Here is a 14791-nt window from a genome sequence, read left to right as displayed (position 1 = left end):
AAGATAAATGCACTGTAATATATGGACATTTGTCGGTTTATAAAACGACAAATGTCGTAGACAAAGTTGTTATATTTCAGGGAGAGTCACATGAAGTTTTTAGTAGTCTTATTCACATTGTTGTTTTTACTTGGGTGCTCTTCTACTGGCCGAAATGCTAATTTGTATTCTCCACCACTAGAGACCGTTCCAAGTGTCGTTTTTTGGGGTGAAGATAGTCCTGGGAAGTTCCTGGGGAAAGGACATGAAAAAGTCTATTTATGTCGAGTCGATGGTGCCTTCCAAAACAGTTTTACTTTTGATAAACCGACGAGAGTTGAATTGGGGGAGAGGGAAATAAGCATTTGTTACAATGAAGGAGCAAACCACGCTGAGGCTCCCATCAAAGCAACTTTTGATAGGAAAGCTGAATACCAAATAAAATTAGGCGAACATAGTTGGACAGAAGTTAACTTTTCTGTCGTAGATAAGAACACTGGAGAGTTGGTTATAGGGCCAATTAGTGTACCCAAAGTAGCTGGTGATATCCCCTTATTGATATTCGCGCAATGAAATATAACAAATACATGAACCGGATTTTGGCAAGAGCAGCCAAAACCGGTTATGTAGGGTGTTATGTGCTAGGGAGTTAGTATTGGTCAAAATAGTAGAAGAACTAATTGTTAGCGGGAAATGGCTCTATGATGAAGCTGTAGATATGGAGGCTCATATTATTAAAACTAATTTCAAGCCTGGTTCTGGCGACCACGAAGATGAACCTGTCGTTAGAGAGGATCGTTTTGGTGAGTTTTATGGTCTTCATATTGGCGCATACTCAAATACTTCTACTTTTCAGGGAGGAGCATATTCGTCAATTGAAGAAGCACAAAAATATGCGTCAACGGTGTGTCCATCACTAGTATGGAACAAGCGTGAGCCTCGCACATAACAAACAGCTCAATCCGACCTCCACTGCGTTGCTCGTTTTGTGCTTTTCCGCTACGCTCGCACAAAACAATCAACTCCGTTCCGGCGGCTTAGCTGGGCGTTATATGCACAAGGAGGTTCGGTGAAGTTTTTAACATTAACGTTCTTAATTTTATTTTCGACTATATCACTAGCTAAACTCGCCCCATCTAAATGGAGTGATTTAATCCATAATTCAGAGTTTATCGTTTATGGAGTAGCTCAAGAAATTAAAATTACTGACTTAGGAACTGGTCAGGCTAAGTACAAAATAATTGAAAGTATTAAAGGTAAATATACTGAGAAGTACATTACGGTGCATTGGTCTTCAGAAGTGCATGACCAAAGAGTTTATGAAATTAACACTAGTAGCGTACTTTTCGTTAAAAAAGACTCTAAAGGTAACTACGTTGGTACTTCCTACGGAAGATCTTTCTGGAAGGTCAATATAGATTATTCAAATAGAGAAAATAGTTATATTAATCTATTCGGTTCTTTGGGTTTGGTTCAAGATACTCCTGAATCAATTACTGAGTATTTTTACCCAGAAAGATGTGGTGAAATAACGGACTATAAAGCTCGAAAAATAAATTTAAATAAATTAATTCAATATATTTCAGAAAGCTATTAAGTGGCTTGGTCGAACTATAAGAATTTCAAGAAGGACAAAATACAGTTGGCTTTTTGTTCACTACGTTCACCTATTTTAGCCAACTTTATTTTGCCTCTTAAATAGGCGTTATAACCAAAGGAGCTGTAGTGGATGGAATCAAAAGTAAAGTTAACTGGTGGCACGTTATTCGTAATAGCGTTAATTGTTCTCTTTTTGGGGAATGCACGTTCCATAGAAATTGTAGAAAAACTAGATGAGATACAGTCTGATGTTTCTAGCTTAAAAAGTGAAGTTGCATCTTACAAGCAGCAAGTTGAAATATTGAAAAATGAAAACCTTAACTTAAAAGAACAGCTTAGAAGTGGTAATTAGTTATAACAAGCTGTTAAACAAGGACAATGCTCCTGACCCGTTTTAGTGGACACCTCCTCATCACTTTGAGGAAAATAATGATTAGGATGACACCTATCCTAATCATTAGGAAAAAAGCCAACAAAAACAGTATGAAGAGTGCATTATTATAAATAATGAATCACGCAAAAAGCTGAGCTATGTAGACAAAATGAAAGTAAAAATAGACAGCCCAATCGGGCTACGATAGCTGTTTATTAAAGAATGGCAAACGACTCGGCTGTATAGAACCGGCTTTCCTTTAAATAAAAAGCGGAATATTACAGTGAATAAAGGCATGAATAAATTGACCTTACGGGGTCAAAAAAAGTGAATGCCTTTACTTTACACTGCGGCAACTGTATTGCCTTGTTCATAAAATAGAAAAGTTGCAAAAGACGATGAATTAAGAAAGGGAGGCCCTTTTACCCTAAATTAAAGCTACTCAACCAGCCGCAACCCCTTCCAAAACGCCAATTAAAGCAATATCAAACACTTTTTTATATTCTGCGTAAAATTACAGTAATCAATTGAACGAAAATAGGAACTCAGCTATGGTTTGTTTATCAATAAAAATAAATAAAAAACGAGTTAATCTACAGACTCGTTAGGTTGCTCATGAAGAATGTGGGCTATTCTACTCAAAATAAGGATTTTTTATGAGTTTATTTAAATTAGTTAGTTTATTGATCAAGTTTAGTTGTTTGTTGTTGCTTTTAAGCGCCCCAAAATATCTTCATGCTGAGGATAAAGCCTACCCTCAATTTAGCGGTTATTCACCTAAATCTAAGTTAACAATAAACTTTGAACCTGTGAACATATTATTAGAATCGAATGTTCTTGATATGGGGCCATCCAGAAGAATAAATGCTAAACTTGACAAACCTCCGATAGGTACTAGGTTAAGAAATGTTTTCCCCAGTGCTACCCATAATGAAAGTAACAGATTCACATATGAGTTGATAAAATCTCCTAAACAAAAAAGTTTAGTCAATGATGTTAAAAAATATTTAGAATCATTGCCCGAGAAAAACAACCTTAATTTATATTCAAAACAAGAGCAATTGGCCTATTGGCTTAATCTTTATAACATTACTTTAATTAACGAAATTGTTAAGCGGTATCCAATAGTTAGTTTAGAAAAAATATTAACTGGTCCTGACTCACTATTGGATAAAAAGCTAGTAAATATTGGTAGTCTTCAGTTGAGTCTCAGTGACATACAGTATGGGATTTTAGATAAAAACTATAGTAAAGAACCTTTAATTATTTATGGTTTATATCAAGGGTATATCGGCAGCCCAAATATCAATAAAAAAGCCTTTTCAGGTAAAAATGTATATAAGCTATTAAAAAATAATGCAACAGATTTTGTCAATTCGAATAGAGGTACAAAAATTGATTCTCTAAATAGTTTAGAGGTCTCAAGTTATTATGCGAGAAATGCTGATTATTTTCCTAATTTTAGCAATGACCTCAAACTTCATCTGTTGCAATTTGCTGATAAAACAACCCAAGAAATAATAAATAAGTCGGATAAAATTGAGCCCATTATAAATAATTGGGCAATTGCTGATCTATTTGGAAGTAAAAGAGTCTTTGGTGGGGGCATATCTACTAACTCAGCAGCATCAATAGGAATGTCAAGAAATTATGCGTTGACCGATAAAGTCACTAAAGACGCGAACACAGGTGGAAAGTTCAGACTTTCAGCTAGAGAAATAACCAGGTTAAAGGAGTTAATGAGAGTAAGAGCTAAGAATTACGGTGAGACATCCGTAACGATAACAGACCTAGAATTACAAGATGAAAACTAAAATTTACAATATATGAACAGTAGCTCAGTATTGTGAGCAAAAAATAAACAAAATAAACTAGGCACCCATCCTAAATTTCATGAAAAACACTAATAGATTGAACCAAAATAGGAAGTCAGCTATGGTTTTTTATCAACAAAAAAAAATAAAAAACGAGTTAATCTATAGGCTTGTTAGGTATACAAGGAAGTATTGAGTTTGGTGTTGATCCTTAAAGAAAAATTCAAAACTATTTTTGAGTCTACTTTCTTAATCGTTGTATTCTTACTTTGTGGGTTGGCAATTAGTGAGATCCTAATTCAGCCGTTTGCAAAACTCGTATTAATATCTATATTCTTTTTAGCATGGTTTATATTGCTAATTTATGGCTTAATTTACAAAGAGTCTTATATGTTTAAGTGTTCTGTAAAAAGTAGATTATTAATATACTTAGCTGAGCAGTTTATATATTGTTCTTTGATCATAATTACAGGTATTGTTCTCTTTCGAGCAGTGTATACCTAACAACACCTCTGAGGTGGACAGCAAGCTCTAAAGCTCACTTCCCACCGCAAGTTTTAACAGTGGTGATCTCTTACTTTTCAATGCCGCTAGGTAAGTTGATTCATCTTAGGGCGTATGTAGATTTAAACCCTATTTTACTTATTTAGTTCTTTTCTTATAATTTCAGCTCCAGCGCTCAAGGCATTTAATTTGCCGTTAGCTATATGGTGAGGTAGTGGAGCCATACCGCAGTTTGTACACGGGTAGAGTTTGTCGGCATCTACAAATTGCAGTGCTTTACGCAGCGTATTAGCTACTTCCTCTGGCGTTTCGATAGTGTGATTTGCTACATCAATTGCGCCTACCATTACTTTTTTACCGCGAATGAGTTCTAGTAAATCCATTGGTACATGCGAGTTATGGCACTCTAGTGAGATAATATCGATATTAGATTGCTGAAGCTTAGGAAATGCTTCTTCGTACTGTCGCCATTCAGATCCTAGTGTTTTTTTCCAATCTGTATTTGCTTTAATGCCGTAGCCATAGCAAATATGCACGGCGGTTTCGCATTTAAGCCCTTCAATTGCGCGCTCTAAACAGGCAATTCCCCAGTCGTTTACTTCATCAAAAAATACGTTAAACGCGGGCTCATCAAATTGGATGATATCAACGCCTGCAGCTTCTAACTCTTTTGCTTCTTGATTGAGAATTATGGCAAATTCCCACGCTAGTTTTTCGCGGCTTTTATAATGATCGTCGTAAAGCGTGTCAATCATGGTCATTGGGCCTGGTAATGCCCATTTTATTGGTTGCTTGGTTTGCTTGCGTAAAAATTTAGCGTCTTCAACAAACACTGACTTTTGGCGGCTCACAGGGCCAACAACAGTGGGTACGCTTGCATCGTATCGGTCACGAATTTTTACTGTTTTACGTTTTTCAAAGTCAACGCCATTTAGGTGCTCTATAAATGTAGTTACAAAGTGTTGCCTTGTTTGCTCACCATCGCTAACAATATCAATGCCTGCTTGTTGTTGGTCGAATAATGACAAGCGTAGGGCGTCGTGTTTGCCTTGAGTTAATTCATCACCTTGTAATTTCCAAGGTGACCAAAGTGTTTCTGGCTCTGCAAGCCATAAAGGCTTAGGTAAACTGCCAGCGGTAGATGTAGGTAGTAAGTTTTTCATAATAAATAATGCCGTATATTTTAGTTAATTATTAAACGTAGCGTTAAGCGCGTTATTACTGGTTGTTACTATTAGTTGTTATGACAGATAGCGAGTAGAGAATTGCTCAAGGACCGTTTGGTACGGCTTGATAAAATGCTCTTGCGCAAACTTGCCTTGCTCACTGGCTAACTTGCCGCGCTCTTCTCGGTCATACACAATTTGCGTTAGTGAGTGATCCAAGTTTTTTAAGTTTGGTTTATATGATTTACCCGCTGTTGCGTTGGCATTATAAATCTCTGGTCTGTAGATTTTTTGAAACGTTTCCATCGTACTAATGGTGCTTATAAGCTCAAGATTGCTGTAATCATTAAGTAAATCACCAAAGAAAAACAATGCTAAAGGCGCGGCACTATTTGGTGGCATAAAATAACGTACCTGTAAGCCCATTTTTTTGAAGTATTGCTCAGTTAAAGACGATTCATTTGGTTCGTATTCAACGCCAAGTACCGGGTGTTGGTTTTCAGTGCGGTTGTAGGTTTTGTTATCTGACACACTTAGGCATATAACAGGTGGTTTTTTAAAGTTTTGTTTGTATGTATCCGAATTTACGAATGACTGAAATAGTTTGCCATGTAAAACCCCAAAGTCATCAGGAATACTAAATTGAGGCTTGCCTTTATTGTGCTCTTGTAGGAGTACGCTAAAGTCGTAGTCACGCACATACGATGAAAAGTTGTTTCCTACAATGCCTTCAATGCGCTTATTAGTTTTATGATCAACAATATTTGTTTTTAATATTTCGATTGATGGGAAGCTTTCGCCGCCGTCTTCAATACCTATCTCAACAGAGACAATTTCAAGCTCTACAGCATAACGCTCACCTTTGGTGTTATCCCAGTGGGCTAGGGCATTAAAACGGTTGTTAATCATGTTTAAGGCGTTACGCAAGTTTGCTTTGCGGTATTCACCTCTGGCTAAATTAGCAAAGTTGGTTGTGATACGCGTATTAGTTGATGGATGATAATTTTCGTCGAGTGAAACGCTCTTAATATTAAATGTAAAATCTTTTTTCATCGTGTTTATATCCAATTTTATAATTTAAACCTAATTGATGCTCTGCGCTTTATTAGCCTTGCAACTTACTTAGCTGGTTTTGTTCAGCGGCTTTAAGTTGTTAGTAATAGTGTTTAGCACTAAGGGATGAGTAATTTATACGTGGATTGGCATATGAAGAAAAACGGTTTAATTTCACATAAAACATGAGTCATATTCATTACACATTATTGTTAGATGCGATTACGTAGTAATTGACGAAAAAAAGGCATATATCGATAAAAATAAAGTATGGATGTTTAGCCGTTTAGACTTCTTTGGTGTTGATGTGTACTTTATTCATGTTGAACATGAGGAATATTCAAAGAGTTTTTTTGTAGCTATATCAGTATATTAGTTTGTTTTTAGCGTATTGCGTCGCTGTTTATAATAAATGTCATCACGGGTAAGTTCCAGCTAGCTATATAAGTAGATACCTTAGCTAATCTAATCTCAAAAGATAAAAAGACTTTTCTGAGTACGTATATAAATGCCTGTAAATTAATAAAAGGCTATAAATCATATTAATAGCCATGGCAGTACGTTAAGTAAGTTATACTCGTTTTTCATCACCTCACCTATTGAGTATTCGTGGATATCAAAGGCACTTGTATTGCATCAACTATTGATGAGCATGGCCCTGTTTATGTATATCAAACAAAAAAGAGTCTTATTCTCAGCTTTGACGGAAAAATTTATCAAAGCTGTATTAAATTAAATAATATTAATGGGTTAAGCTTAGCTTATACGCAAGCTATGATGGCTGCGCTTTTTTTTATTCCGCACTTAAAAACCGCGATGATAATGGGACTTGGGGCGGGCTCTATCGCAAAAAGTCTTTATCATGCGTTTCCCGCGCTGACTATACATACCGTTGAATATCGTAAAGCCGTTGCTGATATGGCTATAAAATATTTTGAAGTTCCCGTGTCAGAACGTTTGTTTATTCATATTGATGATGCGGCAAACTACATGAAAAACACGCAGATAAAAACGGATGTTATTTTTTCTGATTTATACAGCTCAGAAGGGATGGAGTCAGATCAGGTGCAATCATCCTACTTACGTGATTGTAAAAACGCGCTCACTTTTGATGGTGTTTTAGTACTTAATATTTGCCATACCAAAGTTGGGCAAAGAGAAGCGTTTGATCAACTACTTGAGAAAGAATTTGCAGGACAGATTTTTAGTTTTATTATTGAAGGCGGGAATAAAATTGTTTTTGCTTTTAACAATAAAATGCCTGTACTTAGTGAGGATGAATTACTTGCTAAGGCTTACGCGTTACAAAAATTAATAAACGTCCCAATGACGCGCTATGCCGAGCTTTTATTTAATTAAAAATGGTTAGTTTGATGTACTGTTAAATGGCGCGTTTAAATCCATCCATCTATCTGTTGTTCATTTAAACTTGGTTAAACTAATCATTCTCTGAATAAAAATAATAAAGTACGTACCCGTACGGAAACACTCATACATGGATTACTGTAAAAATATAATCGCTAAATTTATAAGCGCGATGCAAAAGCGGCCTGGATTATTGGCTGTGTTGGCGTTTTTGTCGGGCGTAGCCAGCTTTGCACTTGTAGATAGAAAAGAGTCTTTTTCGCAAGTTATTGCGATATTTTTACTTATTAGTTGGTTGTGGCTAATTATTGATAATTGGCTACGAGACAAAGTAGAAGAAAAATTTGGTGTGGCTGTATCTCCTAATGTAATGCGTTTTGCTCTACAAATGGTACAACAAGAAAGTCTATTTTTTGCTTTGCCGTTTTTTTTAGCGGTTACGCAGTGGGACCATCCTCAAGCGTTTTTTACCTCCCTCATTGTGGTGTGTGCGGTTATATCGGTAATCGACCCCTTTTATTATAAGAAGCTTGCTAAAAACCGTACGTTATTTAGTGTGTTTCATAACTTTGCTTTATTCGTTGTTTTACTTGTTACCCTACCTATTTTGTTAAACCTTACCACGAGCCAAAGTTTAGCTGCAGCCCTTGTAACGGCTGTAGTGGTTACTCTTCCGAGTTTAAACAATTTAATGCCTAATGCACGCTGGTGGCGCTTTCCTATTCTTGTATTGATTTTATGTGCTTTGAGCACTGCTGTGTGGCAGTTAAGAAGCTATGTGCCTCCTGCTGCGCTGCGATTAACCGATATTACGTTAGCTCATGAAGTTGATTTACAGCATAAAAAGCCAGTTGGGAGTATTAAACAGTTAGACTCTTATACACTGCATCATCAAGGTTTATATAGTTGGACCGCTGTTAAAGCACCAAGAGGCTTAAATGAAAAAATATTTCATGTGTGGCTTCATAATAAAAAGGAAGTTGATCGGATCACGTTAAATATAAACGGCGGGAGAGAGCTAGGTTACAGAGCATGGACCCACAAGGTAAATTTTCCTAGCGACTCTGTTGGTAAGTGGCAGGTAAAAGTAGTCACCGAATCAGGTCAGCTAATAGGTTTAACGAAATTTACTGTTACACCTTAATTAACTTAGCTGGCTGTATTTCAAACACATAGCTGATATAGTTTTTGTATTCCAAACTAATGGACATAGTTGATGAGTATTGCATTTGAGATTTTTATTTGGCTAATAGTTGATACTGGCTTGAGCTTTTTATTTTACTCGACCGGTTGGCTACTATTAAAAGTGGTTACGTTTGGGCTGTATAAAAGCGAGTTTAAAGACTTTGCATCTTATAAAGCGAGTAAAGCTAGAAGAGTCGACTTAACCTTCTTACTAGGTTTTGGTTTTTATGTTGCACTCATTGCCGTTATGGCTTATTTAAGTCATTAAATTTGCTAATAAATTAGGTTAAGAATAAGCAGCCTATTGAGTTGTTGCTGCTTATGTTTGTCCCGTTACCGCACTTTTTTTCCTACTTATACTTTTCCTGTTTTTGCAATAGGGAACACCTCACCGTGAGTACTATAACTATCATTTTAGCTATTAAATTAAGTACCTGCTAGAGAATTGCTCGGTGCGTATATAGCTTTGGTTTGCTGGTTAAAACCCGAGCTAATTGCAACTTGTAGTTTATGGGTAATACTTAGTAAATACTTCAAATCTAATAAATAAAACAATATATATGCATCTATTTATTTCGCTAACACGTTTTATAACAATACTATGCGCCACTTTTACCATTTATGATGGTTTTGGATTTAATAAATGACTCACTATTTAAAATATGTATTTGTTATTACGACTCTAGCGGTAGCAAATACAGCTTACGCACAAGCAAAAACACAAGAGCACTACCAAGAGCTTGAAGTGGGCGTAGGCGGAAATATTAAGCATACCCATACTGACGTAAATTATAAAAATAAAGAGTTTGATTTACATATTCACCCATTATGGGAGAGCCGATATGTTACCGAAGGTCGAGATAACCTTGTCGGTAATGGCATTGCATCAATTGCTACTGAGGTTAACTATAAAAACTTTGCGGTGATACCTTGGGCGGCAAAAGGTATTAGTAGTGATTATTCAGAGCTTAATTTAAATGCTATTTATACCGCTCACTTATCTGAGCGGATAGAGATGTATGTAGGCTATAACTATATTAAAGCTCGCGAAGATGGCATTGATGCTCACGATAATGAGCTAAGCCTCGACGTTGCGTATTTTTATGCAGACGATATTCAATTATTAAGTAGTGTTTATCATTCATTTGATGCCAGCGGTACATTTTTGGAGATGGCAGTAAAAAAAGGTTTTTATATTAACGATTTACTATCAGTAGATATTCAATCAGGCGTGGGGTTTAATGCGGGGTATGTTAGTGATGGGCACAACGGAGTAAACAACGTTAAGTTTACTGCAAACTTGTCGTATCAGCTTTTTAATCAGTTAGCCCTATACACATATTCAAGCTATAGCATTGCAGTTAATAAAGATGAAAAACGCTTTGCAGGTGACGAGACACTTCGAAATATATTTTGGGGTGGTGTAGGGCTAAGTTATCAATACTAGGGCGTACTTTTTCAAGGATGAGTTTGAAGCAGTGTGTTTTACTTTTAGGCAGTTCAGAGCCTACTGGGTAAAACTCTTGCTGCATGATTAAATCGATCTTAGGATCAAATAGTAACACACGATAAAATATGTTTAACGGCGCGGTTGTTGCTAAATTTCAGTTTTAAATTTAATTATTATTATGCTTTGAATCAATAAACAATGCGTATGTGTAATACACAATAACTAAAAAATGTTAGTGTTTAGCTATCGTTTAAAAAAGTTGAGAATTACATATGAAGTTTTTAGTATTTTTAGGCACAGTACGCGATAGCACTCCACCAAAACCAGCTCGCTTAGGCTTAAGGGTTTCTAGGGCTTGTATAGAATGCTTAACAGAGCATTTTGGCGATCATGAGTTTGAGCTAATTGATGCGTTGGACTTTCCTAGCGAAAACGTATTTAAACCACACTTTGCATACGCTAAAAGTAATGCACCTACAGAGCTCACTCTATTAGCTGATAAAATTAAAGCCGCAGATGGGTATATAATGATTAGCCCTGAGTACAATCACAGCATGAGTCCAGCTCTCGCTGACTTACTTAATCATTTTGGTAGCTCACTGTTCTCGTATAAACCAAGTGCAATAGTAACTTACTCAGCAGGACAGTGGGGTGGTGTAAGAGCGGCCATTAGTATGCGCACGTTTTTATCTGAACTTGGCTGTTTGCCGGTATCGGCTATGATCCACGTGCCAAAAGCGCAAGATGTGTTTAGTGAGGATGGCAAACCTGTTGCAGGGGAGAGTCAATCATCGTGGTTTAATTATTTCTCACGCACGTTTGGCCAACTAGTATGGTGGGCGCAGGCTGCTAAAGAGCATACCGAGGTGGTTGACCCACAAAGTTTTCTAAAAAGCTTTAAAACAGATCCTTCTCAGCGCAATGCCCCTTAATATGCGCTAATTAATTGTTTGGATTGATTATAGAAACATAGCTGCATATAGTGGTATCATTAACGCTACATATTTTTAATAATGCATAATACCAATTCGCAATAATAGTTAATCAATTTAAGGGATTAAATCGCTAACTGCATTAAAAATTTTTGATATAGAACAACTCAATAACGAAATTTTTGCTTTGTTATCAACACGATTTTCTTGCCTCAAAATAGATCACTGAATTATGCGTATTGGTGTAAGAAACAAGGAAATTGTGTCTTGAAATATCTAGCCTTACTAAGTGTGCTAACGCTTAGTGCATGTAGTTCTGTTCCCCATAAAGTTGAAATGAGCCAAAGTACAACTGCAAATATGAACCTTATCGCTTTAACTGAGCAAAGTGCACCAAAGGGTGTTGCTGGCACTTACCAGTTTCAAATTAAAGCGGCGGGAGCTCAGGGGAGTTGGTTGTATTTAAATACAGAAACAGATTATCGCGACAGGCGTTCTATTACTATATCAATACAGCCTAATGTGGTAGCAGAGCTTCAAAGTAAATACGGACAACCAGCAGACACCTTTTTTATTGATAAAACAATAGAAGTAACAGGCGAAGCTAAACGAGTAACTATCGATTTTATGAGCCGTGGTAGAGCCACTAATAAATATTATTATCAAACGCACATAGCTGTGTCATCAATTAAGCAGCTTCGTGTTATAGAAAGTTAGCAAAAAGCAATGCACTGTATTCATATACAGTGCATCGTAAAAGCTTACTTTGAGCTTTAACGTTTACACTTAAATTTACTGCTATGGCGCTACTTTAGCGCTGTTTTATTCCACGATATCAAAACTCTTATTTAACCTATTGTAATCTCATTACATAAAACTAATAATTGGTTAGTTTTATAAATTTGAGTACCTGTATTGAAAGCCAAAGAAATCCGCAATTTTTATATCAACGAAGAGCAATCTGTTTATTTGCTTTCGCACCGCGATGCTAAAAAACACCGCCAGTGGCTTAATATTTGTATTAAGCAGCTAACACTGCTGGGCTACAAAAACGTTGAAATGATTGGCTCGGGTGCTTTTGGTTTTGTGTTTGCAGGTGACGACGATAACGGCTCACCTTGGGTATTTAAGTTTTCGCGTATTACGCTTGCCCAAAGTGTACGCGACCGCCTAGAAGACGAAGCGTATATGCTTTCGCAAATTAATAACCCCTTAGTGCCTACCTTTTATGCATTTGAGCGAATTAAAAAACAAGGGATTTTAATGATGGCTCGGGCCATTGGAGAGGACCTTGAAAAAGTATCGCTTAAAACAGGGCGCTTTAGTGCCGCGCAAATAATGGCGTTAGCTGTTAGGTTACGTAATGTATTAATTGATTTACGTAGTCACAAAAACGGCGTTAGCCCACAACCTATAGTGCATGGCGATATAAAACCTTCGAACCTTGTTTGGGATGCAAACACTGACGCGCTTTCGTTAGTGGATTGGGGCAGCTCTGTGTATGCACAGCTCGATAGTGATGGTAACCCTGTTGCCAGTAACTTTATGGATTTAATGTCGGGCGATTTAAGCACAACGAATGCTCGTATGGGCGATGTGTACTTTATTGGTGAAGCGCAAATGTCGGGAGAGCAATCATCCCCACGATTTGACGAACAAGGTGTAGCCGCTACGTTGTATGCGCTAGCGTCGGCGCAGTCGTGCCGCTTTGGTGCGCAAGCCATCCCTGCAAGCAGCTTAGGGCTCCCAAAAGAGCTGGCTAAAGTGATTGATGGCATGCTGTCAAAAAGTAAGGCCATACGTGACGGTGCTGGTGATTACTTTATGCGTAACATTACAACTATGGCCAAAATGTATTTACCTGAGCTTGATAAAAAACAAAAAAAAGCAGATATCCCTTTTTGGTATGGCAACGATGAGCAGCCCGACACGGTGGTATATAGTTCACGAAAACAGTTTTTACGCCAAGCCGATCTTAACCAGCAATTACTTGATATAAATGATGCGCAACTTGACCGCTACTATAAAGAGTTTTTGTTTGATACAGGCGATACCGAAAAAGCATTTTTAGCATCAATAAGCCGATTAGCTAAGTACCCTGTAGTAGGTGGGCTTAGTTTTCATTGGAAGGATGAGTCAATGTTTGTTGAATCGTCTTTAATTATGCATGACGAATCATTGGGTGATGCCTTTAGTGATGCGATTAATAACACAGTGATGCTAGCCCAAGCGATTAATCAAAAGGGGTTATTTAAGTGTTGTTTGTTTGACGCCCGTAAAACCATTCAACTAGAGCGAGATGGAACCGGTGCATTTAAGTTTGATAGCCTACCAGAGCTTGAATACGAAGTTGTAAGCATGAAAGCAAACGACATAACCCGCCCGCATTCATACTTTGAAGACGGTAAAGACCCTGATGAGCAACTACAGCTACCAAAAAAAGTTATTAAGTGCGTATTTGAGCTTAACCAAATTCATCATACGGGGTGTATTATTTTTGAAGCACTGCCGGACAGAATGAAAATTCACCATTACTACCGTTTACTCGATTCGAGCAAAGAGGTTGAGTTTAAACGTTTGCTAAATAAACTAATGCAATACGCGGTAAATATTACGGACGTGGGTGTTGCGGGCTTTATGAAGTTACCATATAAAAACACCCGTGAGTTTAGTTTATGTGAGCAGCAACAAGAGCATTATTTTCCTAAAAATCCCAAGCTTGTATCTTTATAGAAAGAACCCTTCACTAAAGAGTATTAAATAAGAAGACAAAGATAAAAAAGAGCACAAATTGGTTTAACTTGTACTCTTTGCTACTTAATTATTTGGGTAAGTATTACTAATTATTAAACACCTTACTAAAGGGCGACGTTGGTGATAGCTCAAATTGATGAGTTAGCTTTTGCGTTTTATTAGTCGCTGTAATTTGATAATGCTGCTTATGCTCATTGTTACTAAATAGCTTAACGTTAAAGTTAACTTTGGTTAGTTTACTTGGCAAAGAGTAGCGCCCAGTAATGGTTACTTGGTCTATATTGTCGCTTTTATGTTTATGCGACGCTTCTGGGTTTAGTAAAAGTCCGTCAATAGTAAATTTATACTGATGATCTGCTAAATAAACGTTCTTTTTAACTCGCTTACTTATTAGTTTTTTATGAGCGTTAAACTCAATTATTGACACTTTGCCATCCTTGTTTTCATCAATCCCTTTAAAAGCCGACATAGGGATTGAAAGCACAATAAACACGTTATTATCAACAAAATTCAGCGTACCGTGATCTGCAACCATTAAATGCGCATTTGCTAATGTTGATGTGCTCAATAAGCCCAATGTTGACACACTTAACAGGTAATTTTTCATATAAGGCATA

15 protein-coding genes are annotated in these 14791 nt (G+C 36.9%); 12 read left to right on the top strand and 3 right to left on the bottom strand.

Going from position 1 to position 14791, the window contains the following annotated elements; translation table 11 throughout:
* Positions 1–90 precede the first annotated feature (90 nt).
* The 5 genes from H5122_RS03720 to H5122_RS03700 all read left to right on the top strand — a co-directional run bounded on the left by H5122_RS03720 (position 91) and on the right by H5122_RS03700 (position 3765).
* Positions 91–552, top strand: coding sequence for a hypothetical protein (locus H5122_RS03720; RefSeq protein ID WP_182675886.1), 462 nt, complete (start codon positions 91–93; stop codon positions 550–552).
* Between the two features lie 145 nt (positions 553–697).
* Positions 698–928 (top strand): hypothetical protein, encoded by a 231-nt coding sequence (locus H5122_RS03715; RefSeq protein WP_131692412.1) that lies wholly within the window; start codon positions 698–700, stop codon positions 926–928.
* 120 nt (positions 929–1048) lie between these two features.
* Positions 1049–1576, top strand: coding sequence for a hypothetical protein (locus H5122_RS03710; protein ID WP_182675836.1), 528 nt, complete (start codon positions 1049–1051; stop codon positions 1574–1576).
* 132 nt (positions 1577–1708) lie between these two features.
* A complete protein-coding gene (locus tag H5122_RS03705; protein WP_002961860.1) occupies positions 1709–1930 on the top strand; it encodes a hypothetical protein in 222 nt (73 codons plus the stop codon).
* A 677-nt stretch (positions 1931–2607) separates the two neighbouring features.
* Positions 2608–3765 (top strand): DUF547 domain-containing protein, encoded by a 1158-nt coding sequence (locus H5122_RS03700; RefSeq protein WP_182675837.1) that lies wholly within the window; start codon positions 2608–2610, stop codon positions 3763–3765.
* Positions 3766–4403: 638 nt separating this feature from the next.
* Here H5122_RS03700 and H5122_RS03695 read toward each other — a convergent pair.
* Both H5122_RS03695 and H5122_RS03690 read right to left on the bottom strand, forming a co-directional pair.
* Complete coding sequence (locus tag H5122_RS03695) at positions 4404–5432, bottom strand: methionine synthase (protein WP_182675838.1); 1029 nt, start codon at positions 5430–5432, stop codon at positions 4404–4406.
* A 78-nt stretch (positions 5433–5510) separates the two neighbouring features.
* On the bottom strand, positions 5511–6488 hold the full coding sequence (locus H5122_RS03690; protein ID WP_182675839.1) for a DUF1852 domain-containing protein: 978 nt from the start codon (positions 6486–6488) through the stop codon (positions 5511–5513).
* Between the two features lie 609 nt (positions 6489–7097).
* On the opposite strand from H5122_RS03690, the gene H5122_RS03685 reads away from it, so the two are divergent.
* The 7 genes from H5122_RS03685 to H5122_RS03655 all read left to right on the top strand — a co-directional run bounded on the left by H5122_RS03685 (position 7098) and on the right by H5122_RS03655 (position 14153).
* Positions 7098–7847 (top strand): spermidine synthase, encoded by a 750-nt coding sequence (locus H5122_RS03685; RefSeq protein WP_182675840.1) that lies wholly within the window; start codon positions 7098–7100, stop codon positions 7845–7847.
* A 136-nt stretch (positions 7848–7983) separates the two neighbouring features.
* Positions 7984–8997, top strand: coding sequence for a DUF5924 family protein (locus H5122_RS03680; protein ID WP_182672636.1), 1014 nt, complete (start codon positions 7984–7986; stop codon positions 8995–8997).
* 72 nt (positions 8998–9069) lie between these two features.
* On the top strand, positions 9070–9306 hold the full coding sequence (locus H5122_RS03675; protein ID WP_182675841.1) for a hypothetical protein: 237 nt from the start codon (positions 9070–9072) through the stop codon (positions 9304–9306).
* A gap of 375 nt (positions 9307–9681) precedes the next feature.
* Complete coding sequence (locus tag H5122_RS03670) at positions 9682–10485, top strand: hypothetical protein (protein ID WP_182681312.1); 804 nt, start codon at positions 9682–9684, stop codon at positions 10483–10485.
* Positions 10486–10760: 275 nt separating this feature from the next.
* Entirely contained in the window at positions 10761–11420 is a 660-nt protein-coding gene (locus tag H5122_RS03665) for an NADPH-dependent FMN reductase (protein ID WP_182681311.1), read from the top strand.
* A gap of 267 nt (positions 11421–11687) precedes the next feature.
* Positions 11688–12137, top strand: a complete 450-nt coding sequence (locus H5122_RS03660; protein WP_182681310.1) for a hypothetical protein — start codon at positions 11688–11690, stop codon at positions 12135–12137.
* Between the two features lie 198 nt (positions 12138–12335).
* Positions 12336–14153, top strand: coding sequence for a protein kinase domain-containing protein (locus tag H5122_RS03655; protein WP_182681309.1), 1818 nt, complete (start codon positions 12336–12338; stop codon positions 14151–14153).
* Between the two features lie 106 nt (positions 14154–14259).
* Here the strand turns inward: H5122_RS03655 and H5122_RS03650 are convergent, their stop codons facing one another.
* Positions 14260–14790 (bottom strand): hypothetical protein, encoded by a 531-nt coding sequence (locus H5122_RS03650; RefSeq protein ID WP_182681308.1) that lies wholly within the window; start codon positions 14788–14790, stop codon positions 14260–14262.
* Position 14791 lies beyond the last annotated feature (1 nt).

This window comes from Pseudoalteromonas sp. SG43-8, from assembly GCF_014164245.1.
GTDB classification, from domain to species: domain Bacteria; phylum Pseudomonadota; class Gammaproteobacteria; order Enterobacterales; family Alteromonadaceae; genus Pseudoalteromonas; species Pseudoalteromonas distincta.
Note: the sequence above shows the minus strand (reverse complement) of the source record. Positions and strands in the feature narration are given on the sequence as shown.